19 protein-coding genes are annotated in these 21,728 nt (G+C 72.3%); 13 read left to right on the plus strand and 6 right to left on the minus strand.

Features of this window, described 5'->3' with window-relative positions:
• Positions 1–44 precede the first annotated feature (44 nt).
• The 8 genes from HALOF300_RS18475 (at position 45) to HALOF300_RS18510 (ending at position 8,340) form a co-directional block, all read left to right on the plus strand.
• Positions 45–1,574 (plus strand): ABC transporter substrate-binding protein, encoded by a 1,530-nt coding sequence (locus tag HALOF300_RS18475; protein ID WP_156742387.1) that lies wholly within the window; start codon positions 45–47, stop codon positions 1,572–1,574.
• A complete protein-coding gene (locus tag HALOF300_RS18480) occupies positions 1,571–2,620 on the plus strand; it encodes an ABC transporter permease (protein ID WP_156742388.1) in 1,050 nt (349 codons plus the stop codon). Before HALOF300_RS18475 ends, HALOF300_RS18480 begins: the two co-directional genes overlap by 4 nt.
• Positions 2,617–3,486 carry an ABC transporter permease gene (locus HALOF300_RS18485; protein WP_156742389.1) on the plus strand — a complete coding sequence of 290 codons (870 nt, stop codon included), beginning with the start codon at positions 2,617–2,619 and terminating at the stop codon, positions 3,484–3,486. Before HALOF300_RS18480 ends, HALOF300_RS18485 begins: the two co-directional genes overlap by 4 nt.
• Positions 3,476–4,336 (plus strand): ABC transporter ATP-binding protein, encoded by an 861-nt coding sequence (locus HALOF300_RS18490; RefSeq protein ID WP_156742390.1) that lies wholly within the window; start codon positions 3,476–3,478, stop codon positions 4,334–4,336. The genes HALOF300_RS18485 and HALOF300_RS18490 overlap by 11 nt, the downstream gene beginning before the upstream one ends.
• A complete protein-coding gene (locus HALOF300_RS18495; protein ID WP_156742391.1) occupies positions 4,329–5,225 on the plus strand; it encodes an ABC transporter ATP-binding protein in 897 nt (298 codons plus the stop codon). Before HALOF300_RS18490 ends, HALOF300_RS18495 begins: the two co-directional genes overlap by 8 nt.
• 81 nt (positions 5,226–5,306) lie before the next feature.
• Positions 5,307–6,446, plus strand: coding sequence for an LLM class flavin-dependent oxidoreductase (locus tag HALOF300_RS18500; protein ID WP_156742392.1), 1,140 nt, complete (start codon positions 5,307–5,309; stop codon positions 6,444–6,446).
• Complete coding sequence (locus HALOF300_RS18505; protein ID WP_156742393.1) at positions 6,443–7,207, plus strand: alpha/beta hydrolase; 765 nt, start codon at positions 6,443–6,445, stop codon at positions 7,205–7,207. Before HALOF300_RS18500 ends, HALOF300_RS18505 begins: the two co-directional genes overlap by 4 nt.
• Positions 7,208–7,257: 50 nt before the next feature.
• Positions 7,258–8,340, plus strand: coding sequence for an LLM class flavin-dependent oxidoreductase (locus tag HALOF300_RS18510; RefSeq protein ID WP_156742394.1), 1,083 nt, complete (start codon positions 7,258–7,260; stop codon positions 8,338–8,340).
• A 157-nt stretch (positions 8,341–8,497) separates the two neighbouring features.
• Here HALOF300_RS18510 and HALOF300_RS18515 read toward each other — a convergent pair whose 3' ends face one another.
• The 5 genes from HALOF300_RS18515 to HALOF300_RS18535 all read right to left on the minus strand — a co-directional run bounded on the left by HALOF300_RS18515 (position 8,498) and on the right by HALOF300_RS18535 (position 13,503).
• Positions 8,498–9,376, minus strand: a complete 879-nt coding sequence (locus tag HALOF300_RS18515; RefSeq protein ID WP_156742395.1) for a LysR family transcriptional regulator — start codon at positions 9,374–9,376, stop codon at positions 8,498–8,500.
• Positions 9,377–9,448: 72 nt separating this feature from the next.
• Positions 9,449–10,309: a hypothetical protein gene (locus HALOF300_RS18520; RefSeq protein ID WP_156742396.1), complete on the minus strand. Its 861-nt coding sequence runs from the start codon at positions 10,307–10,309 to the stop codon at positions 9,449–9,451.
• Positions 10,309–10,875: an RNA polymerase sigma factor gene (locus tag HALOF300_RS18525; protein ID WP_197522667.1), complete on the minus strand. Its 567-nt coding sequence runs from the start codon at positions 10,873–10,875 to the stop codon at positions 10,309–10,311. The genes HALOF300_RS18520 and HALOF300_RS18525 overlap by 1 nt, the downstream gene beginning before the upstream one ends.
• Before the next feature lie 66 nt (positions 10,876–10,941).
• Complete coding sequence (locus HALOF300_RS18530; RefSeq protein ID WP_156742398.1) at positions 10,942–12,123, minus strand: cystathionine gamma-synthase; 1,182 nt, start codon at positions 12,121–12,123, stop codon at positions 10,942–10,944.
• Positions 12,124–12,138: 15 nt separating this feature from the next.
• Entirely contained in the window at positions 12,139–13,503 is a 1,365-nt protein-coding gene (locus HALOF300_RS18535) for a cystathionine beta-synthase (RefSeq protein ID WP_156742399.1), read from the minus strand.
• Between the two features lie 378 nt (positions 13,504–13,881).
• Here HALOF300_RS18535 and HALOF300_RS18540 point away from each other — a divergent pair, with 378 nt between their 5' ends.
• The gene (locus tag HALOF300_RS18540) at positions 13,882–15,060 is read left to right on the plus strand and encodes a baeRF2 domain-containing protein (protein WP_156742400.1); all 1,179 of its coding nucleotides are present in this window, start codon (positions 13,882–13,884) and stop codon (positions 15,058–15,060) included.
• Positions 15,061–15,100: 40 nt separating this feature from the next.
• On the opposite strand, the gene HALOF300_RS18545 is transcribed toward HALOF300_RS18540, so the two are convergent.
• Positions 15,101–15,697, minus strand: a complete 597-nt coding sequence (locus tag HALOF300_RS18545; protein ID WP_156742401.1) for a TIGR03086 family metal-binding protein — start codon at positions 15,695–15,697, stop codon at positions 15,101–15,103.
• An 85-nt stretch (positions 15,698–15,782) separates the two neighbouring features.
• On the opposite strand from HALOF300_RS18545, the gene HALOF300_RS18550 reads away from it, so the two are divergent.
• The 4 genes from HALOF300_RS18550 to HALOF300_RS18565 all read left to right on the plus strand — a co-directional run bounded on the left by HALOF300_RS18550 (position 15,783) and on the right by HALOF300_RS18565 (position 21,405).
• Positions 15,783–16,091 (plus strand): chorismate mutase, encoded by a 309-nt coding sequence (locus HALOF300_RS18550; protein WP_154793427.1) that lies wholly within the window; start codon positions 15,783–15,785, stop codon positions 16,089–16,091.
• A 166-nt stretch (positions 16,092–16,257) separates the two neighbouring features.
• The gene (locus HALOF300_RS18555) at positions 16,258–17,640 is read left to right on the plus strand and encodes an MFS transporter (protein WP_156742402.1); all 1,383 of its coding nucleotides are present in this window, start codon (positions 16,258–16,260) and stop codon (positions 17,638–17,640) included.
• Between the two features lie 7 nt (positions 17,641–17,647).
• Positions 17,648–19,822: a molybdopterin oxidoreductase family protein gene (locus HALOF300_RS18560; RefSeq protein ID WP_156742403.1), complete on the plus strand. Its 2,175-nt coding sequence runs from the start codon at positions 17,648–17,650 to the stop codon at positions 19,820–19,822.
• Positions 19,819–21,405, plus strand: a complete 1,587-nt coding sequence (locus tag HALOF300_RS18565; protein ID WP_231955587.1) for an FAD-dependent oxidoreductase — start codon at positions 19,819–19,821, stop codon at positions 21,403–21,405. Before HALOF300_RS18560 ends, HALOF300_RS18565 begins: the two co-directional genes overlap by 4 nt.
• The last annotated feature ends 323 nt before the right edge of the window (positions 21,406–21,728 follow it).

Here is a 21,728-nt window from a genome sequence, read left to right on the forward strand (position 1 = left end):
CCGTACCCCCGCACACCTCCCTCCGCACCACACAGGACGCCCCCATGACTTCACGCCGACGCCCCGTCCGCGCGCTCATCCCCCTGTTCCTGCTCGCCCTCCTGGCGGCCTGCTCCGGCGGCGCCGGCGGGAACAGCTCCTCCGACGGCACCCCGGACCCGGACGGCACGCTCATCTGGGGCTGGCACCTGCCGACCTCCTGGGACCCGGTCGCCTCGACCGCCGGCCAGGACGTGCACGCCCTCGCGCTCGCCTACGACGCGCTAGTCCAGCAGGAGAACGACGGCGACGCCCGGCCCGGACTCGCCGAGTCCTGGTCCTACAACGACACCGGTGACCAGATCACCTTCACCCTTCGGCCGGACCTGACGTTCAGCGACGGCACCCCGGTGGATGCCGAGGCGGTCAGGGCGAACATCGAGCGCGGGCAGACCCAGTCGAACTCCACGATCGCCGCGCAGCTCGCCGTGATCACGGGAGTCACCGTGGTCGACGAGCTGAACGTCACCTTCCAGCTGGACCAGCCCGACTACCAGATCCCGCTGCTGATGGCCGGCAAGACCGGCATGCTCGTGAGCCCGACGGCGTTCGCCGCCGACGTCGACGGTCTTGCGATCGCCCCGGTCGGCTCGGGCCCGTTCGTCCTCACCGAGTACGTGCCGGACTCGCGCGCCGTGTTCGAGCGCAACGCCGACTACTGGAACGCGGAGAACATCCTGCTCGGTGGGGTGGAGCTCAAGCCGCCGCCCGACCCGACGGTCGCCGTCGCGGGGCTCACCTCCGGTCAGTTCGACATCGCCGTGGTGCCGCCCGCGCAGGTAGCGGCCGCCGAGGCGGCGCAACTGACCGTCGAGGAGCAGCGCGTGTTCACCGTGCGAACCCTGGACGTGAACAACACGGTCGCACCCTACGACAACCCGCTGGTGCTCCAGGCGCTGAGTCACGCGATCGACCGCCAGGCCCTCGTGGACGTCGCGTACTTCGGCCACGGCGAGCCCAACTGGCAGCCGTTCCCGGAGGGCTACCTCGCCTACGACGAGTCCCTGGACGACCTGTACGCCTACGACCCCGACACGGCCGCCGACCTGCTGACCGAGGCCGGACACCCGGACGGCATCGACCTGACGCTGACCATCGGTAGCGCTGCGGACCAGGCGCTCGCCGAGCAGATCCAGGCGCAGGTCGCCGAGGCAGGCATCACGATCACCATCGAGGTGGCCACGCCCGGCGTGAGCAACTACATCTCCCGCCAGTACCCGCTCTTCCTGGACAGCTTCTCCGGCCGGGAGTCCCCGCTGCAGGCCCTAGAGGTGCTGTTCGGCCCGGAGGGCCTGATGAACCTCGGCCGCAACAGCCCGCCCGAGCTCGACGCCGCGATCGACGCGGCCCGCCAGGTCCCGCTGGACGACCCCGCCTACGCCGAGACGTTGCAGACGGCCGTGCACACGGCCGTGACCACGATGCCGAACACGTTCCTTTTCACCTGGCCTCGGCTGTACGTCCACGGCGACAACGTGCACGACTGGCAGCACCAGATCGGCACGGTCCGGTTCGAGGGCGTGTGGGTCGAATGACGGCGGTCGCGACCCCCGCGGTGCAGGCCCAGGCCGGGGAGGTGCTCGCCCCGCTCGACGAGGTCGCAGACCTCGCCCCGCACTCGCCGGCGCGCGGTGTCCTGATCGCGCTCGGCAAGGGCCTGGCCATCGCGGTCCCGGTGCTGTTCCTGACCACCCTGATCACGTTCGCGCTCGGCGCGTTCAGCGACCAGGACCCGGCGGCGGCGGTACTCGGCGAGGTCGCCACCCCAGCCGACGTCGAGCGGATGCGCCACGAGTTCGGGCTCGACCGGCCGTTCTACGAGCAGTACGGCAGCTGGGTCTGGAACGCGTTGCACGGCGATCTGGGCTCCTCGTGGTTCACGAACATCCCCGTCGCCGACTCGATCGTCGAGCGACTCCCGGTCAGCCTGTCCGTTGCCGGGCTCGCCCTGGCGATCGCGCTGGTCCTCGGCGCGAGCGGGGGCATCGTCGCGGCGCTGAACCGGGGCCGGTTCGTCGACCGTGCGATCACCGCCGTGTCCGCGGCCATCACCACGGTGCCGGCGTTCGTGGCCGGCATCGGCCTGATCATCGTGTTCGCGGTGCTCATCCCGGTGTTCCCGACCGGCGGCTATGTGCCGGTCTCCGCCGGCATCGGCCTCTGGGCGTCGTTCCTGGTGCTGCCGGCGTTCGCGCTCGGACTGGATGCCTCCGCGGATCTGGCCAGGCAGCTGCGCACCGGCCTGGTCGGCTCGCTCGACGAGAACTACGTGCTCGGCGCCCAGGTGCGCGGCCTGCCGTGGCGGCGGGTGGTGCTCGTGCACGCCCTGCGCAACGGTGCGGCCCCGGCGATCGCGGTCGTCGGCCTGCACATCCCACGGCTGGTCGGCGGCGCCGTCATCACCGAGGCCGTCTTCCAGATGCCCGGTATCGGGCAGCTCACCCGGGACGCGGCCCTGCGTGGGGACGTGCCGGTGATCCAAGGTGCGCTCCTGGTGGCTGTGCTGCTCGTGCTGGTCTCCTCGCTCGTGGTGAACGTGGTGCTGGCCCGGTTGCTGCCCGCGTCGGGACGTGCGGCATGATCCGCCGGGCACTGCGGGCACGAACCGCCCAGGTGGCCGTGGCCTTCCTCGGCCTGGTCCTCCTGCTCGTCGTCACCGGTGACCTGTTCGCCCCGCAGGACCCGCTGGCCCAGGACACCAGCGCCATCCTGCAGGGTTCCAGTGCCGCGCACTGGCTCGGCACCGACTACCTGGGTCGGGACGTGCTCTCCCGGCTCATCGCGGGCACCCGGGTCTCCGTGCTCGCCGCACTGACCGCCGTCGTGATCGGCGCCGTGCTCGGGATCGTGCCGGGCATGCTCAGCGCGTTCAGCGGCAAGGTGGCGACCTGGACGAGCCTGCGGGTCGCGGACGCGTTCATGGCACTGCCGTTCATCATCTTCGCGATCGCCGTCGCCGGCCTGTTCGGCAACGGACTGTTCCAGGCGATGGTGGCAGTCGGGGTACTCATCGCCCCGGTCTACTTCCGGATCATCCGGGCCGCGGCCCTCAGCCACGCCGGGGCGCAGTACGTCGAGGCGGCGACTCTGCTGGGCGCGCCCTGGTGGCACGTGCTGGCGGTGCACATCTGGCCCAAGGTGCTGCCCGCCGTCGTGGTCACCACGGCGAACCTCGCGGCAGGCGGCCTGCTCGTGGTCTCGTCGCTGACGTTCCTCGGCATCGGGATCCAGCCGCCGGAGCCCACCTGGGGTGGCATGCTCGCCAGCGACCTCGGCTACCTCACCCAGCGTCCGTTCGGTCCGGTGGCTCCGGCACTGGCGATCATGGGCACGGTCGCTGCCCTGAACCTGCTCGCCGACGCGATCCGCGACGCCAGCGGAGATGCCGGCCGCGCGGCCGAGGCCCTGCGTAACCCACTCAAGCGGGAGGTGGCCGATGTCCGCTGACGCCAACACCGGTTCGACCGTCCCCGCGACGGCGAACACCGACCTGGTCCAGGTCGAGGACCTGTGGATCGCCGCCCCGGACGGCCGCGACCTGGTCGCGGGGGTGTCGCTGCGCCTGGCCAGGGGCGGCTCCCTCGGGATCGTGGGGGAGTCCGGCTCCGGCAAGACCCTCACCACCCGGGCGCTGCTCGGGCTGCTGCCCCACGGGATCTCCGTGACCAGCGGCCGCGTCGGCTTCGACGGTCTCGACCTGCGCACCCTGCGACGCAAGGATTGGGAGCAGGTGCGGGGCTCGCGTATCGGCGCCGTGTTCCAGGACCCGGCCTCCTACCTGAACCCCTCGATCGCGGTCGGCAAACAGCTCACCGAGGTGCTTCGTGTACGCGGCGGGCTGTCCCGGTCCGCAGCCAGGGAGCGGGCCGCCGAGCTGCTCGAGTCCCTGGGCCTGCACCGGGTGGACCTGGTCCTGACCCAGTACCCGCACGAGCTCTCCGGCGGGATGCTGCAACGGGTCCTGCTCGCGATCGCGATCTGCCTCGGTCCCGAGCTGCTCATCGCGGACGAGGCCACCACGGCTCTCGACGTGACCGTCCAGGCGGACGTGCTCGACCTGTTCGACACGGTCCGGACCCGGGAGGGACTGGCCCTCGTGCTGGTCTCGCACGACCTCGCCGTGGTGGCCCGGAGCACGGAGAACCTGCTCGTGATGCGCAACGGCGAGGTCGTCGAGTCCGGGCCGACGACGCAGGTCCTAGCCAACCCCCAGCACCCTTACACCCAACTGTTGGTGGAGCACCACGACGCGTACTCGCTGGCCGGGTACCTGGAGAAGGAGACCGCCGATGTCTGAGTCCGTCGTGACCGAATCCCGGCCAGATACCGCGGCCGGCTCTGCGGACCGGGTCAGGCCCGGGCCGGTCCTGCTGACCGCAGCCGGGGTCAGGGTGCGCCTCGGACGCCGGGAGATCCTGCACGGTGTGGACCTGTCGGTGCGCTCCGGTGAGATCGTCGGCCTGATCGGGGAGACCGGATCCGGCAAGACCACCTTCGCCCGGGCGGCGCTCGGTCTGGTCCCGACCACGGACGGGTCGATCACGGTCGGCCGGGAGGCCACCCAGGTGACCGGCCTGCACGGCTCCCGGTTACGAGCATTCCGCCGCACCGGCGCCGTGCAGTACGTCTTCCAGGACCCGCTGCGCTCACTCGACCCGGACCTGACCGTTGGCCGCTCGGTCGCCCAGGGGCTGGTGCTGCGCGGCGGACTCGGCGCCGCGCAGATCGAGACGGGCGTGTCCGAGGCACTGCACGCCGTCGGACTCGAGCCCGATCTGACTGGCCGCACCCCGGGCCAGCTCTCCGGCGGCCAGCGCCAGCGGGTCGCGATCGCCCGCGCGCTCGCGGTCTCGCCGCAGGTGCTCATCTGCGACGAGCCGGTCAGCGCGCTCGATGCCGCGCACCGCAACCACGTGCTGCAGCTGCTGAACGGGCTGCGCCGGGATCGGGACCTCGGCCTGCTGCTCATCTCCCACGACCTCGGCTCGGTGGCCGCGGTCAGCGACCGGGTTGCCGTGCTGTACCGCGGCTCGATCGTGGAGGAGGGGCCGACGGCGCAGGTGCTGGCCCACCCGGAGCACCCGTACACGCGGATGCTGCTCGCGTCCGCGGCATCGCTGCACGCCGGTGACGCCGGGGCCGCGCAACGCCAGGCGCTGCGCCGGGAGGTGCTCGCCGGCATCTGAGCAGTGCCGGACCGCCTGCCCCACCCACCCGTCAGAACCACCCGACTTGACCCGACCTCATCGTCACCCAAGGAGTTCCCAATGAGCATCCAGATCCTCGGCATGGTCGCCACCCAGAACGGCTCAGAGTCCCTCGGCTGGGCCAACAGCAAGGTCGTCGACCCCGCCTTCCTGCGTGCGTTCGCCCGCGCCCACGACGCCGCCGGCTTCGACCGCACCCTGATCGGCTACAGCGCCGCCTCCCCGGACGGCTTCGCGATCGCCTCGGACATCCTCGCCACCACCGAGCGGCTCGGCGTGCTGATCGCGCACCGTCCGGGTTTCACCGAGCCGGTGCTCGTGGCCCGCAAGCTCGCCACCCTCGAGAACCTCTACGGTGAGGGCCGCGTCGCGATCCACCACATCTCCGGCGGCAGCGACACCGACCAGCAGCGCGAGGGCGACTTCTCCGACAAACCCGCCCGCTACCGCCGCACCGCGGAGTTCATCGACGTCCTGCGTCGCACCCTCACCAGTGCCGAGCCGTTCGACCACGAAGGCGAGTTCTACAAGTACGTTGGCGCGTTCAGCGCGGTCAAGCCCAACGGCCGGATCCCGATCTTCTTCGGCGGCCAGTCCGGCGACGCCGTCGCGATCGGCGCCGAGCACACGGACACGTTCATGCTGTTCGGCGAGCCGCTGGCGCCCACGGCCGAGCGGATCGCGCTGATCCGGGCCGAGGCTGCCAAGCATGGCCGCAACGTCGAGTTCTCCGTGTCGCTGCGCCCGATCGTCGCGGACACGGAGGACGCCGCGTGGGAGAAGGCCGCAGCCATCTACGACGCTGCCGCGGAGCGCCTCGGCAACCACCAGGCCGGGTGGCGTTTCGGCAAGCGGCAGGGTGACCAGACCTCCACCTCCGCGCAGCGCCTGCAGGACGCCGCCGCCGAGTCCGAGGTCCACGACGAGCGGCTCTGGACCGGCATCACCAAGCTGGTCGGCCCGGCCGGTAACTCGACGGCGCCCGTGGGCACCCCGGCGCAGGTGGCCGAGGCCATCCTGAAGTACTACGACCTCGGCGTCACCCGGGTGCTGATCCGCGGTTTCGACCCGCTGAACGACGTGCGCCGGTGGGGCGAGGAACTCGTCCCCCTGCTGCGCTCCGGCGCCGCCGCGCGCGACGCCGCCGCGTCCGACGTCTCCGGCGAGCCGGCCCTCGTCGGCGCAGGCGGGACGGCATGAGCACCCTGACCGAGAACGCGGTCGACGCCGTTCGCTGGGACCCGCCGGCGGCCGTCCGCGGCACGATCGTGCTCGTGCCCGGCCGCGGTGAGCGCCCCGGGCACTACGAGCGGTTCGGGCGCCGGATCAGCGCCGACGGGTACGCCGTCGAGGTCCTGCCGCACCTGGCCTCCGACGGGGACGAGCTCGCGCACGCCTGGGACGCCCTGGCCCTGGCCGGGCGGCTCGGGGACGCACCGCGTGTGCTCGTCGCCACCGATGTGTCCGCCGCGGCTGCCGTGCAGGCGCTCTCACCGGCCACCATCGACGCGAACGCGCTCGTGCTGGCCGGCACCACCCTCGAGGTGGCAGACGCGCCGACCGACGTCGAGGAGGCGCTCGCCGCCCGCACCGCCTGCCCGCTGCACCGCGGGCTGCTCGCCGCGGACGAGACCACGGTGACCGCGCTCGCGGACAGCACCCCCGCCGTCGGGCAGTGGCGCGCAGCGCTCGACGGCGCCGCCATCGAGGGCGGCGAGGCCTGGCAGGTCGCCGTACCCACGCTCGTCCTGCACGGCGAGGCGGACCAGCTCGCGCCCTGGGACCGCGTGCGCGACGCCGTCGGGCACTGGCCCGGCGTGGAACTGGTCACCGTGCGCGGCGGCGTCCACGACGTGCTCAACGACGCCAACCACCGCAGCGTCGCCGGTGTCATCGTGCAGTTCCTCGAGCAGCTGCGCGCCGGCGGCCAGATCCTCAACCACGGCGGCCGCCCGGCCTGAACCGGCCCACGCGCCCGACCACCACCCCCACACCCTGAAGGAGACCAGCGATGCGACTGGGCTATTGGACCCCGATCTACGGCGGATTCCTCCGCAACATCGACGACGAGCAGATGCCGGCCACGTTCGCCTACGTGCGCCGCGTGTCCGAGATCGCCGACCGGCTCGGCTATGACATCACGCTGATCCCGGAGCTGTACCTGAACGACCGCAAGGGTCCGTCGGCACCGAGCCTGGAGGCCTGGGAGCTCGCGGCGGCGGTCGCCGCGGTCACCGAGCAGGTCGAGATCATGGTCGCCGTGCGGCCGGGGTTCCACACGCCGCAGGTGCTCGCCAAGCGGGCCGCGACACTGGACGACATCAGCGGCGGCCGGCTCGCCCTGAACGTGGTCTCGGCGTGGTGGGCCGAGGAGGCCAAGCAGTACGGCGGGGTGTTCGGCGAGCACGACGAGCGGTACGTGCGCACCGAGGAGTGGATGGACGTGGTGTCCGGGCTCTGGCGGGAGACGCCGTTCAACTTCGCCGGCCAGTTCTACACCGCGGAGGGCACGATCCTGGAGCCCAAGCCACAGCGGATCCCGCCGATCTGGGCCGGCGGCGAGAGCGAGGGCGGCAAGGCGTCGATCGCGAGGTTCGCCGACTCCTACGTGATGCACGGCGGTACGGTCGAAGAGATCGGCACGAAGGTCACCGAGATGCGCCGGCGCCGTGAGGAGCTCGGCAAGGAGGGCTTTGGCGAGTTCGGCATGGCCGCGTACGTGATCGTGCGGGACACCGAAGCCGAGGCGCAGGCGGAGCTGGAGCGGATCACCGCCGCGCCGTCCGCGGACAGCCCGAGCTTCGCGTCCTACCAGGAGTTCATCTCGCACTCCCAGCTGGAGCAGCAGGTCAGCCTGCGCGACTACTCGGTCGGCACCCGTGGGCTGCGCCCGAACCTCGTGGGCACCCCGGAGCAGGTCGCGGAGAAGCTGCTCGCCTACGCCGACGCCGGCCTCGACCTCGTCCTGATCCAGTCCTCGCCGCTGCACGAGGAGCTGGAGCGGATCGCCGAGCAGGTGTTCCCGCTGGTGGGGCACCGGCTCGGCACGGGCGCCGGCGCGAGGTCCAGCCTCGCCGGGGTCGCCGCGACCTGAGCGGCGCGCCTGACTGAGCCAGAGGGTACTGGGTGAGCCAGCGTGGCAGGCCACGCTGGCTCACCTGGAACGCGCTCGGTCACGGCGTGAACGCGCGCGCCAGCGGGGCAGGGACGGCGTCCCGGTCAGACTCGGGGCAGCAGCGGAGGGCTTCGGGTCAGGTCGCCGCGGCGAACGTGCGGACGGAGGTGTCCGACTCCGAACGAAGGTGGTCGCGGATTGCCTGCGCGGCCACCCGGCCGAGGTCGATCGCGCCGACCCGGGCGCGGACGCGCAACGGGATCGGCTCCAGATCCGGCAGGTCCGGGCGGAGCACGAGGCCGGGGACGGCGTCCTGCAGCGGCAGCGCGGTGACGCCCAGGCCGGACCGGACCGCGACCAGGACACCGGACAGTGAGGTGCAGTCGACCGTCACCTCGCCCGGGCGGCCGTCCTCGGCGAGGCCACGCAGGGCCCGGTCCCGGATCCGGCAGGGGGCGTCGAAGGCGACCACCGGGATCGCGCCGTGCTCCGGGGCGCGCCAACCGGGCGCCGCGAACCAGCTCACCGGCAGGGGAGCGGCGGGCAGATCGCCGGGCGCCGCGTCGTCCGTGCCGAGCAGCAGGGCCACGTCCACGGTGCCGTGTTCGACCTCCTCCGCGAGCCGGGCGCCGCGGTCTACGCGGAACCGCACGGTGGCACCGGGGTTCGCGGTGCGCAGGGCGTCGGCGACGACGGGCAGCAGATCCTCGGCGCCGTGCTCGGTCGAGCCGACCACGATCGTGGTCGGCAGGGCCTGCAGTCGGCCGAGCGCACCGTCATGGGCGCTCAGGATCAGGCGGGCCTCGTCGAGCAGCTGGGTGCCGGCCTCGGTGAACACGCTGACCCGGCCGCGCTTGGTGACCAGGTCCCGGCCGACGGCCTTCTCGAGCTTGCGGATGTGCTGACTCACCGCGGGCTGGGTCAGGTGCAGCGCCTCGGCAGCCCGTGCGAAGCCGCCGTGGTCGGCGACCGCGACCAGGCTGCGCAGCGGGGTGATGTCGAGGGTGGCCTGCATGCCGCGAGTCTAGGAATCCGCCGGTGCGTCCATCGGGTGCACCCGATTCGTCTCACCAGATGGGAACGAGGCTCACGGGCCGTCGAGCTGGAACTCCCCGATCTGTGTGGTCCCGTCCGACTCGTAGACGGGTAGCACGATGATGGTGCCGGCGTTCTCCTCCTGCCAGGCGAGCACCTCCTCCGGGTTGGCGACGTGGGCGCCCGAGGCTTCGTCGAGCGACTCCTGGGACACGTAGCCGGTCCGTCCGTTGGTCGCGATCACGGCGATCAGGTCGGGTTCACCCTGCGGCCCTCCGGACGTGCCGAACGTCTGCCCGCTGGAGTTGACGCCCAGCCGCGTGGGGACGTGCGTGACGAACTGCACGGTGACGGTCCCGGCGAAGCCGGACGGCGCCAGGTAGAGCGCCTCGACCGAGGTGTCGAGTGGGAAGTCGTAGGACGCCGCGGGAGCGAGGTTCCGGCCGATCTCCGACGGCGACCAGGCGGCGGACGGGTTGTTGCCACCGGGGTCGGTGCCGAAGGACAGCGACCCGGCGCCGGTCGGGGACACGATGACCCGCGCGTGCGTTGCCTCGTCGGGCCGCTCGGTCAGCGGCACCACGGTGTCGCCGGCGACGATGACCGCCACGGGATCGGCGATTGCGGAGACCAGCGGCGTGCCGGGTGTCACTCCGGCCGGGGCCACGAAGGCGTCCGGCAGATCGGGCGTGGGCTCACCGTCCGGTGCGTCCGTGGCCTCGGTGACGGCGGGCGGCATCGTGTCGGTGGCAGCGAAGGCACTGGCGGTGGCGCCCGCCCCGACGAGGGCACCGGTTACCAGGAGCGCGATCGTTCGGGACGCGTGGCGCCCTCGGCCGGGATGACGCGACACGTGCTCGATGAGTGCCTGCTCGATCGCCTCGGAGCGCTCGGGTGTGAAGTCAGCAGCCATCATGACCGTCCTTCGGTGAGTGGTTGGTCGCCGATCACGGCCCGGAGCGAACTGCGTAGGCGAGACAGGCGCATCTTGGCCGCGGACTCCGAGAGCCCGAGCGCCGCGGCCGCCTCCCGGACGGTGAAGCCCTCCACTGCGGTCATCGCGAGCAGCCGTGCGTCGGTGGGACGCGCGGCAGCCATTGCCTCACGAACCGCGGCGTGCCGTTCGTCGTGTTCGTCGACCACCTCGTCGGCATGATCGCGGATCTGGGCAGGTGGCGGCAGGGTCGCCAGGAAGCGGTGATAGCGGCGACGGGCGCGCGCGGCGTTGCGGGACACGTTGTGCGCCGTGACGATCAGCCATGGCAGCAGCGAGCCATCCACGAAGCGCACCGCGTCGCGGCGCCGCCACAACTCCAGGAAGGTCGCGGCGGTCAGGTCCTCCGCGTCCGACGCCGGGGTGCCACAGGTCAGGTGATGACGGAAGACGCGATCCCGGTGGCGGCGCCAGATCGTGCCGTAGGCCGAGGCGTCGCCGGAGCGCACTCGCTGCCACACGGACTCATCGGAATCGTCGGTCACACCCAGTAGTGTCCGCGCGGCACCGGGTGGTCACAATCGTGGTGACGCTCGGGACCGTGCGACGCGTCAGCCGAGCCCGTCCAGGGCGTCGTCGAGATCTGCGATCAGGTCGGCCACGTCCTCGATGCCCACGGACAGGCGCACCACATTCTCCGGCACCGCCAGCTCGGTGCCCCGCACCGAGGCGTGCGTCATCTCCGGCGGGTACCCGATCAGCGACTCGACACCACCGAGCGACTCGGCCAGCTGGAACAGGTGCGTGCTCTCCGCGAGGGTACGGGCCGCCGTCGGGCCCGCCGCCAGGGCGAGCGAGACCATGCCCCCGAACCGGGACATCTGGGTCGAGGCGATGTCGTGCCCGGGATGGTCCGGCAGGCCCGGGTAGTAGACCCGCTCGATGGCCGGGTGGCCGGCGAGGTGCTCGGCGATCGCCTGGGCGTTCTCGCTGTGCCGCTGCATCCGTACCGAGAGGGTCTTGATGCCGCGGGTGGTGAGCCAGGCGTCCAGCGGGGCAGAGACCGCGCCGGCCGCGAACTGGATGAAACCGACCTTCTCGGCCAGTTCGTCGTCGCGCAGCAGTACGGCGCCACCGAGGACGTCGGAGTGGCCGCCGAGATACTTCGTCGTCGAGTGCACCACCACGTCCGCGCCCAGGGCGAGCGGGGTCTGCAGCGCCGGGGTGGCGAACGTGTTGTCCACGACCACGAGCAGACCCCGGTCGTGACCGAGCTGTGCCAGGCTGGCGATGTTCGTGATCTTCATCAGCGGGTTGGACGGCGTCTCCACCCAGAGGACCTTCGTGCTGGGCCGGATCGCGGCGCCGACCGCGTCGAGGTCGCCCATCTCCACGGTGGTGATCTCGATGCCCCACTCGCCGAGAATCTTCGAGATCAGTCGGTGGGTGCCGCCGTAGACGTCGTTGCCGAGCACGATGTGGTCGCCGGGGCGCATCGCGGCACGCAGCAGGGCGTCCTCGGCGGCGAGTCCGGACGCGAACGAGAACCCGTGCGCCGCGCCCTCGAGCGAGGCGAGCTGGGCCTGCAGCGCACTCCGGGTCGGGTTGGCGCTCCGGTTGTACTCGTAGCCGCCGCGCAGGCCACCGATGCCGTCCTGCACGAACGTGGAGGTCTGGTAGATCGGGGGGATGACGGCGCCAGTGGTCGGGTCGAACGCCTGACCGGCGTGGATGGCCCGAGTATCGAAGGCACCGGAGGCACCGTCGGCGCCGTCCGTGTTGCTCGCGTTCATGGTGGGTTCCTCTCCTCAGACGCCCGCGTAGGCGAGCAGGTCGTGCCGGGTCAGGACACCGACGGGCTTGCCCGCGTCGGTGACCAACAGGGCGTCCGCGTCGGCCAGGGCGGAACGGGCGGCCCGGACGGACTCGGTGGCACCGATCAGCGGCAGCGGCGGGCCGATCGCCTTCGAGACCGGGTCGGTCAGCTCGACCTCACGCGAGAACACGAGGTCGACGAGCGTGCGCTCGCTGATCGAGCCGGCCACCTCGCCCATCACCACCGGGGGCTCCGCGGACAGGATCGGCACCTGCGAGACGCCGTACTCGTTGAGGATGTCGATGGCTTCGCGCACGGTGTCGGCCGGGTGCACGTGCACGAGGTCCGGCAGGTGCCCGGTCTTGGCGCTGATCACGTCGGCGACGGTGCGCTCCTCGGAGTCGGGTGCGAAGCCGTACGAGCGCATCCAGCCGTCGTTGAAGATCTTGCCGAGGTAGCCGCGGCCGCCGTCGGGCAGGAGAACGACCATGACGGCGTCCGGCCCGAGATCCTTCGCTGCCCGCAGCGCGGCAACCACAGCCATGCCGCTGGAGCCACCCACGAGGATGCCTTCCTCCTGCGCGAGCCGCCGGGTCATCTCGAACGAGTCCGCGTCGGACACCGCGATGATCTCGTCCACCACGGACGGGTCGTAGGCGCCCGGCCAGAAGTCCTCGCCGACGCCCTCCACCAGGTACGGGCGGCCGGTCCCACCGGAGTAGACCGAACCCTCCGGGTCGGCACCGATGACGGCGACGGCGCCCTCGGAGACCTCCTTGAGGTAGCGGCCGGTGCCGCTGATCGTGCCGCCGGTGCCGACCCCGGCCACGAAGTGTGTGATGCGGGAGTCGGTGTCCCGCCAGATCTCCGGCCCGGTGCTCTCGTAGTGGGAGAGGGGGCCGTTCTGGTTCTCGTACTGGTTCGGCTTGAACGCCCCGGGGATCTCCGCGGTGAGCCGGTCGGAGACGGAGTAGTAGGACTCCGGGCTGTCCGGCGCCACGGACGTGGGCGTGACGACCACCTCGGCCCCGTAGGCGCGCAACACGGCACGCTTGTCCTCCCCGACCTTGTCCGGCACCACGAACACGCATCGGTACCCTCGCTGCTGGGCCACCAGGGCCAGCCCGACGCCGGTGTTGCCGGAGGTCGGCTCCACGATCGTGCCGCCTGGGCCGAGCTTCCCCTCGGCCTCGGCGGCCTCGATGATCTTGGTCGCGATCCGGTCCTTGCTCGACCCGCCCGGATTGAAGTACTCGACCTTGACCAGCACGGTGGCGGCGACGCCGGAGGTGACGTGGTTGAGCTTGACCAGCGGGGTGTTCCCGACGAGGTCGACGATGGTTTCTGCGTACTTCATCTCAGTGTCCTTGCGTGGGGCTAGGAGAGGTGGTGGGCCGGGAACGGTTCGTGAGCGCCGAGCGCTTGATCGGCTGAGGCGGGCCCGTCGTCGGGCCATGAGGTCGTGCGGGGTGCAGCGGCGGTCAGGGTACGAACGCGCCGCGCGGCGTGGGTCGGAGCTCGGCTCAACAACAACACAGGCGGGTGCACAGGACCATGGCTTGACTGTAGCCGACGCCGCGCCCCGCGTCGGCCCCGCCCGCTGCCGACGCCGACGTCACCGGAGCTGACCCGGTTCGGTCCGGGCCGGCGTAAGCAGTGGCGCTCACAGTGCCGTTGATGCAAGGTTGGGGGACAGTCTCACCAGCGGGATCCGAGCAACGTTGCGGAGGAGCAAATGCGCCTGAATGTCCCCGAACTGCCGGCCGGTGAGCCGGTGGTGACCGTGATCCTGGACGCCACGCGAACCAGTGAGAGCGGCGACCAGACGGTGCTCGGCCGGTGGGCCGATCTTCGCCGTCAGCTGCACAAGCAGGGCATCGACGGCGCGCTGCTCGCGGCCATCGACGACACGGTGTCCCGGCCCACCTGGCTCAGTGGCCCGCACGGAAGGGTGGTGGTCGCCGCGGGGAGTCGGGTGTACCTGGACCGGTCCCTGGCCGCGCCACCCGGTGTCGACAGGGCCGTCGTCGGGGACGCCCCGCATGCCTTCGCGCTCGCTCGCGTGGCGGACTGCGGGGTGCGCTACCTGATGGTCACGGTGGACCGGGCGGGGGCGGACCTGAGCCTGCATGACACCACCGACCTGCAGGCCACCCGCGAGCAGCACAGCGTCGAGGGCGATCACGACGAGCTCGCCAAGCCGCAGCTCGGGCCGCTCGCGCACAAGCGCATCGAGAACCGCGCCGAGGACTCCTGGGAGCGTAACGCCGAGGTGGTGGCCACCGAGATCGACCGCGTCGTGGCCGAGCGGCGTCCTGAGCTGCTGCTGCTCACCGGGGATCTGCGCGCAGTCTCCCTGGTGCGGGCGGACCTGGGTCAGTCCGCGCGGGAGATCCTCTCGGAGGTGGAGGGTGGCGCCCGGACCGAGGGTGTCAACAACCGTGCGCTCGATGCCGCCGTCGGCGCGGCTCTCGACGAGTTCCGGGACCGACGGCGCGAGGCCGCCCTCGATCACCTCCGCCAGGAGCAGGGGCGGGACGGTGCTGCCGTGTCCGGGGTCGAGGACGTGGTGGAGGTGCTGCGCCGAGGACAGGTCGCCGAACTCGTGATCACCGAGGAGGTGGCCGGGCCGCCGTCGGCGATCGCGCAGCGGCTGCTCTGGGTGGGGCCCGGCGCGCTCGAACTTGCCCTGACCCGCTCCGACCTCACCGACCTGGGGGTCACCGAGCCGACCGAGTTGCGCGCGGACCTCGCGATCGGGCGGGCGGCACTGGAACAGGGCGCGGGCATCACGGTCGCGGACGCCGAATCGGTCACTCTCGTCGACGGTGTGGGTGCGATCCTGCGCTGGAACGACGCGTCCACACCTGGGGAGACCGCGTACACACGCAGCACGGACCGCAGCCGCGCCTGAGGCCGTTCGCTCGGCTCGGCGTTTGACGCGCCCGGCCGGGTCAGGCGCGCCAGGCGGGGTCGCGGCCGAGCAGCAGCAGGAACGTGGCCAGTAGGTCCGAGTCCGGGTCCGCGATCGGGAGCCGCGGCGCGAACGCGGCGCCCGGGACGAGCCGAGCGGGACCGTCGGGCACCTGCTCGGCGATCCGCACGGCCGTCATGAGCACCTCGTCGTCGAACTCCACCTCCGTCCCGAGTGCACGGGCCACGTCCCAGCCGTGGGCCACGTAGTCGATCAGGTGGAAGCCGAGCCCGCTCTGCCCGGGGAAGTCCTGGCGCGGTGAGAACTCCGCCAGGTGCCACGTCCGCTCGGTCGCGCCCTCGGCGGCGACGGCGGCCAGCACCCGGTCCACCGAACTCGAGTAGTTGCCCGCCGGGTCCGCGGCCACGTCCCGCGGCAGGAAGTCCTCGGTGGTGGTGCTCGGTCCGTCCGCCGCGGCGGCGAACCCGTGGTTCTGGCCGGTCATGTGCGCGAGCAGCGCACCCAGGTCCCAGTCCGCGCACGGTGTGGGTGCCCCGAGCGCCTCCGGCTCCACCCGGCTCACCAGGTCACGGCCAACGGTCAGGGTCCGGTGGTGCAGCTCCAGCAGCGTCGCCATGTGAGCAAACCTAGCGCGCGGCGGCGCCGTTCGGTCCGTGGGACTGCACTCCCATGGCGCGGACGTCTGCCTAGGATGGGCGTCCATGAGCGAGGGAACAGACGTGGACCTTCCGGCCGAGCTGGTCCGGATCCGCGGCAGTATCGACAACATCGACGCCGCGCTCGTGCACATGCTGGCGGAGCGGTTCAAGTACACCCAGACGGTGGGCCGGCTGAAGGCACGCACCGGACTGCCGCCGTCGGACCCGGCACGCGAGGAACGGCAGATCAAGCGCCTGCGCGCGCTCGCGGAGGAAGCCGGGCTGGACCCGGTGTTCGCGGAGAAGTTCCTCAACTTCATCGTCGCCGAGGTGATCCGGCACCACGAGGACATCGCCGGCGCGCAGGGCTGATCGCCCGCCAGTTGACCGCTGGAGCAAGCCCGGGAGCGTTCCTCTCACAACCACCCCGGCCGGCCTGTGCGGAAATGATTACGGGCGGGTAACCGCCCGCGCGGGCCGGTGAAACACGCGCTTCCTACCGTCCTCGGTACTGACACCGAGCGCGTGAGGAGCCGCCATGTCTGCGCCTGCGACACCGTCGAGCACCACCGAGGAGACCACGGATCGAGGCGCCGCGCCCGCGGCGGCGACCACCGCCGTCGGGCACGTCACCCACCGCAGTGGGCGGTGGATCGACCGCTGGGATCCCGAGGACCCGACGTTCTGGCGTGACGGCGGCGCGAAGGTCGCCGCCCGGAACCTGCGGATCTCGATCTTCGCCGAGTTCCTCGGCTTCTCCGTGTGGGCGCTGTGGTCGATCGTGGTGCCGCAGCTGGGTGCGGCCGGGTTCGCGCTCACCGTGGACCAGCAGTTCTGGCTGATCGCGGTGCCGTCGCTGGTGGGGGCGACGCTTCGGATCCCCTACACGTTCGCGGTGCCGATCTTCGGCGGCCGGAACTGGACCGTGGTGAGCGCGCTGCTGCTCCTGCTGCCCACGACCGCCCTGGCCATCGCGGTGCAGAACCCGCAGATCCCGTTCGGGGCGCTGCTGGCGATCGCAGCGCTCGCGGGAGTCGGCGGCGGCAACTTCGCCTCCTCGATGGCGAACATCTCGTTCTTCTTCCCTGAGCGGGAGAAGGGCCGGGCCCTCGGGCTGAACGCCGCCGGCGGGAACCTCGGCACCGCGGCCGTGCAGTTCGCGGTGCCGCTCGTGATCGTCACCGGCGCGGGCATCGCCTTGGAGCGGGCCGGGCTGATGCTGATCCCGTTCATCCTGCTGGCCGGGTTCCTCGCCTGGCGCCGGATGGACAACCTGTCCACCGCGAAGGCGGACCTGCGTTCGTTCGCGGCCGCGACCCGCAACCGGCACACCTGGATCATCTCGTTCCTGTACATCGGCACGTTCGGGTCCTTCATCGGCTACTCCGGGGTGTTCCCCACCCTGCTGCGCGGGGAGTTCCCGACCGTGACGCTGTCCATCGCGTTCCTCGGGGCGCTCGTCGGCTCCGTGTCGCGGCCGCTCGGCGGCATCATCGCCGACCGGGTCGGCGGCGCGCGGGTCACCATCGCCTCGTTCGTGGTGATGGGACTCGGCGCGGCCGGTGCGATCGCGGCCCTGGACCGGGGCAGCTTCGGCCTCTTCTTCGCCTCGTTCCTCGTCCTGTTCGTGGCGACCGGTGTCGGCAACGGGTCGACGTACCGGATGATCCCGGCCGTGTTCCGGGTCGGTGGCGGTGGGCCGGCTGCGGTGAAGGCGGCCGCCGGTTGCATCGGCATCGCGGGTGCGATCGGCGCGTTCGGCGGGTTCCTCATCCCGCGCGGGTTCGCCGCGTCGAGCTCGATCGCGGGCTCGCTCGCGCCGGCGCTGTGGATCTTCATCGGGGTCTATGCGGTGATGGCCGTGGTGACCTGGGCCGTCTACGCGCGGCGCGGCTCCGCCATGGCTGCGGCCGGGATCTGAGCAGCGCATGGGCGTCGGCACGCAGTCCCACTGCCCGTACTGCGCGCTCCAGTGCGCGATGACCCTGACCCCTCCCGAGGCCGGGACCGGGCCGACGCCGGTCACGATCACGCCCCGGCAGTTCCCGACCAACCTCGGCGGCCTGTGCCAGAAGGGCTGGACGAGCGCCGAGGTGCTGACCGCCACGGACCGGATCACCACCCCGCTGCTGCGCGGCGCGGACGGAGCGCTGCACCCGGCCGGCTGGGACGAGGCGCTCACGGTGATCGCGACCCGGGTCCGCGCCATCCAGGCCGAGCACGGCCCGGAGGCGATCGCGGTGTTCGGCGGCGGCGGGCTCACGAACGAGAAGGCGTACGCGCTCGGCAAGTTCGCCCGGACCGTCCTGCGCACCCCGAACATCGACTACAACGGCCGGTTCTGCATGGCCAGCGCCGCGGCCGGGGCGAACCGAAGCCTCGGCGCGGACCGCGGGCTGCCGTTCCCGCTCGCCGACCTCGCCGGGGCCGGCGCGGTCATGCTGCTCGGGTCGAACCTCGCCGAGACGATGCCGCCGTCCGTGCAGCATCTGGCCGATGTGCGTGACCGCGGCGGTCTCGTGGTGGTGGACCCGCGTCGGAGTACGACGGCGGCCCTCACCGGTGCCGACGGCGAGAGTGGGGTGCATCTGCAGCCGGTGCCCGGCACGGACCTCGTGGTCCTGCTCGCGCTCACGCACGTGGTGCTCACCGAAGGGCTCGCCGACCAGGCCTACCTCGCCGACCGCACCACCGGCGCGACCGAGGTCCAGCGCTCCGTGGCGGCGTGGTGGCCCGAACGGGCGGAGGGCGTGTGCGGGGTGCCGGCGGCGCAGTTGCGGGCCACGGCCCGGCTCCTCGCGGCCGCCGCACCGGTGCACGGGGGACCCGGCGCCTACATCCTTACCGGCCGCGGCGTGGAGCAGTCCACCCAGGGCACCGCCACGGTCACCGCCGCCATCAACCTCGCCCTGACGCTCGGGCTGCCCGGCCGGGTCGGGTCCGGCTACGGCGCCATCACCGGGCAGGGCAACGGGCAGGGTGGACGCGAGCACGGCCAGAAGTCCGACCAGCTGCCCGGCTACCGCAAGATCGACGATCCGGCCGCCCGCGCCCACGTCGCACGGGTCTGGGGCGTGGACCCGCCCACGATCCCCGGCCCCGGCAAGCCCGCCGTGCAGCTGCTGACCTCGCTGGGCACCCCCGGCGGTCCTCGGGCGCTGTTCGTGCACGGCTCGAACGTGCTCGTCAGCGCCCCGAACGCCGACCGGGTCGCGGACCGGCTGCGTGCCCTGGACCTGCTCGTGGTGTGCGACTTCGTCCCCTCGGAGACCGCGCTGCGCGCGGACGTGGTGCTGCCCGTCACCCAGTGGGCGGAGGAGGAGGGCACCATGACGTCCCTCGAGGGTCGCGTGATCCGGCGCCGCCGCGCCCTGGCGCCCCCCGGGCAGGCCCGCTCGGAGCTGTGGATCTTCGCCGAACTGGCCCGCAGGCTCGGCTCCGGCGTCCACTTCGGGACCGACCCGGCCGCCGTCTTCGACGAGCTCGCCGCGGCCTCCGGCGGCGGGATCGCCGACTACGCGGGCCTGAGCCACGCCCGCCTCGACGCCGACGAGGCCGACGGCGGCCCCGGCCTGTTCTGGCCGGTCCCCGGCCCGGACCACCCGGGCACGCCGCGGCTGTTCCTGGACGACTTCCCCACCCCGGACGGGCGGGCCCGGATGATCGCGGTCGACCACGTCGGCCCCAGCGACGACGTCCGGCCCGACGCGCCGATCTACCTCGTCACCGGCCGGGTCCTGCAGCATTACCAGTCCGGCGCGCAGACGCACCGGGTGCCCGAACTCGAGCGCCTCAGCAGCGAACCGTTCGTGGAGCTGCATCCCATCCTCGGCTTCCGGCTCGGCATCGCCGACGGCGATCTGGTCCGGCTCACCTCCGTACGCGGCAGCATCCAGGCGCCCGCCCGCTGGACCGACCGGATCCGCCCGGACACCGTCTTCATGCCGTTCCACTGGAGCGGCGCGGGCAGCGTCAACCGGATCACCACCGACGCGACCGACCCGATCTCGCACATGCCCGAGTTCAAGGTCTGCGCCGTCTCGGTGACCCCGCTGATCCCGGCCGCCGCCGAGCCGCTGGCCGCGCAGGGAGTCGCCTCGTGACCGCACGCACGCGCATCGTCGTGGTCGGTAACGGCATGGTCGGCTCCCGGTTCGTCGCCGACCTGACCGCCGCCGACGCCGACGCGGAGTTCGACGTGACCCTGCTCGGTGAGGAGGAGTACCACTCCTACAACCGGGTGCTGCTCTCGGAGGTAGTGGCTGGAAAGGTGGACCTCTCCGCCCTGGCACTGCCCGAGCCCGACGGCGACCGGGTGCGCGTCGAGCGCGGCGCCCCGGTCATCGCGATCGACCGCGCCTCGCGGACCGTGCTCACCAGCTCCGGGTCGCACCACTACGACCGGGTGGTGCTCGCCACCGGCTCGGTCGCCCGGATCCCGGACCTTCCCGGCCTTGAGGGTGACCTGCCCGCCGGCGTGCACGCGCTGCGTACCCTCGACGATGCCCGCGAGATCGTCGCGGCGACCGCGAACGCGCGCCGCGCCGTCGTCATCGGCGCCGGGGTGCTCGGCCTGGAAGCCGCGTGCGGGCTGGCCCGACGCGGGCTCGAGGTGGCCGTGATCCACGCCGCCGACACGGTCATGGATCGCCAGCTCGACGCCGACGCCGGCCGGGTGGCGCAAGCGTCCCTTGCTGGTCTCGGCATCGCCACCTGGACCCGGGCCGCGACCCGGCGGGTGGTAGTCGAGGACGGCCGGGTCACCGGGATCGAGGTCGACGCGGGGGAGGACCCGGTCACCCTGGCCGCCGACCTGGTGGTCCTCGCCTGCGGCACCACCCCGGAGGTCGCGCTGGCCCGCTCCGCAGGCCTCGCCGTCGACCGCGGGGTACTCGTCGGCGCGGACCTGGCCAGCCCCGACGACCCCAGGATCTTCGCGATCGGGGACTGCGCCCAGCCGCGCGAGGGTGGGGCCGGCCTGATCGCCCAGGGGTGGGACCAGGCCCGCCGGCTCGCCGGCCTGCTCACCCGCCCGGGACAGGGGCCGCCCACGGCGGCACGGCCGGAACGGCCGAGCATGGCGCTGCGACTCAGCCTGATCACCGGGGTGGTGTCCCGCCCGGCCAGACCCGCGGCCGCGCCGGCCCTCGCCGCCGGGACCGACGTGGTCCGGCTCAAGGCGGCCGGCCTCGAGGTGGTCACCATGGGCGTCAGTGGCGCCCGCCGCGGTCGGGACTCCGCCCACCGCTCGGTGCGGCTGTCCGATCCGGCCGCGGGACGGCACGTCGAGGTGGTCGTCGCCGACGGGCTGCTCGTCGGCGCCACCTGCGTGGGAGCGCCCGAGGTGGCCGCGGACCTGAGCGCCGCGTACACGCGCCGCACCCCGGTCCCCGCCGACCCGGCGCAGTTGCTGATCCGGCCCCTCACGACCGCCGCGGCCCCCGCGGCCACCCCGGAGCGGATGCCGGACTCGGCCACCGTGTGCCTGTGCAACGGGGTCACCAAGGGGGACATCGTGACGGCCTGTCGCGCCGGCGCCCACACTGCCGCGGACATCGCGCGCGCCACCCGCGCCACCACCGGGTGCGGCGGCTGCAAGGAGACCGTCTGCGGACTGCTGGACTGGCTCGGCGCGGTGGGGCCACGAATCCCGGACCCTGAGCAGGCTGGTGCACGTCTGGTGTAGCCCCAACCCGTCGATGAGCTTGGTGTCGGCTGCTGGAACGGGCCCGACGTGATAACAGCGTCTGTGGGGCGCGGAGGCTGGATGTATCCGACGTTCTTTGTGCTTGTGGACCCCCCACCAAGCCGGTTACGGTCCCGTGGTCCGCGGGGCGACTCGTCGATCGATCCAAACCGCCGATCCCGGCCTGTTCCGGTACCTCACGGTGGGCCCGGACATCACGGACCTGCCGACCGGCCAGCGCTACGGGCTCACCACTCTTGGAAGTCTCCTGGCGTGCGACCGCAGTCGGGGTTACTCTGGCGTCGGTCGATCTATCTACACGG

This window comes from Occultella aeris, assembly GCF_902703175.1.
Lineage (GTDB): Bacteria > Actinomycetota > Actinomycetes > Actinomycetales > Beutenbergiaceae > Occultella > Occultella aeris.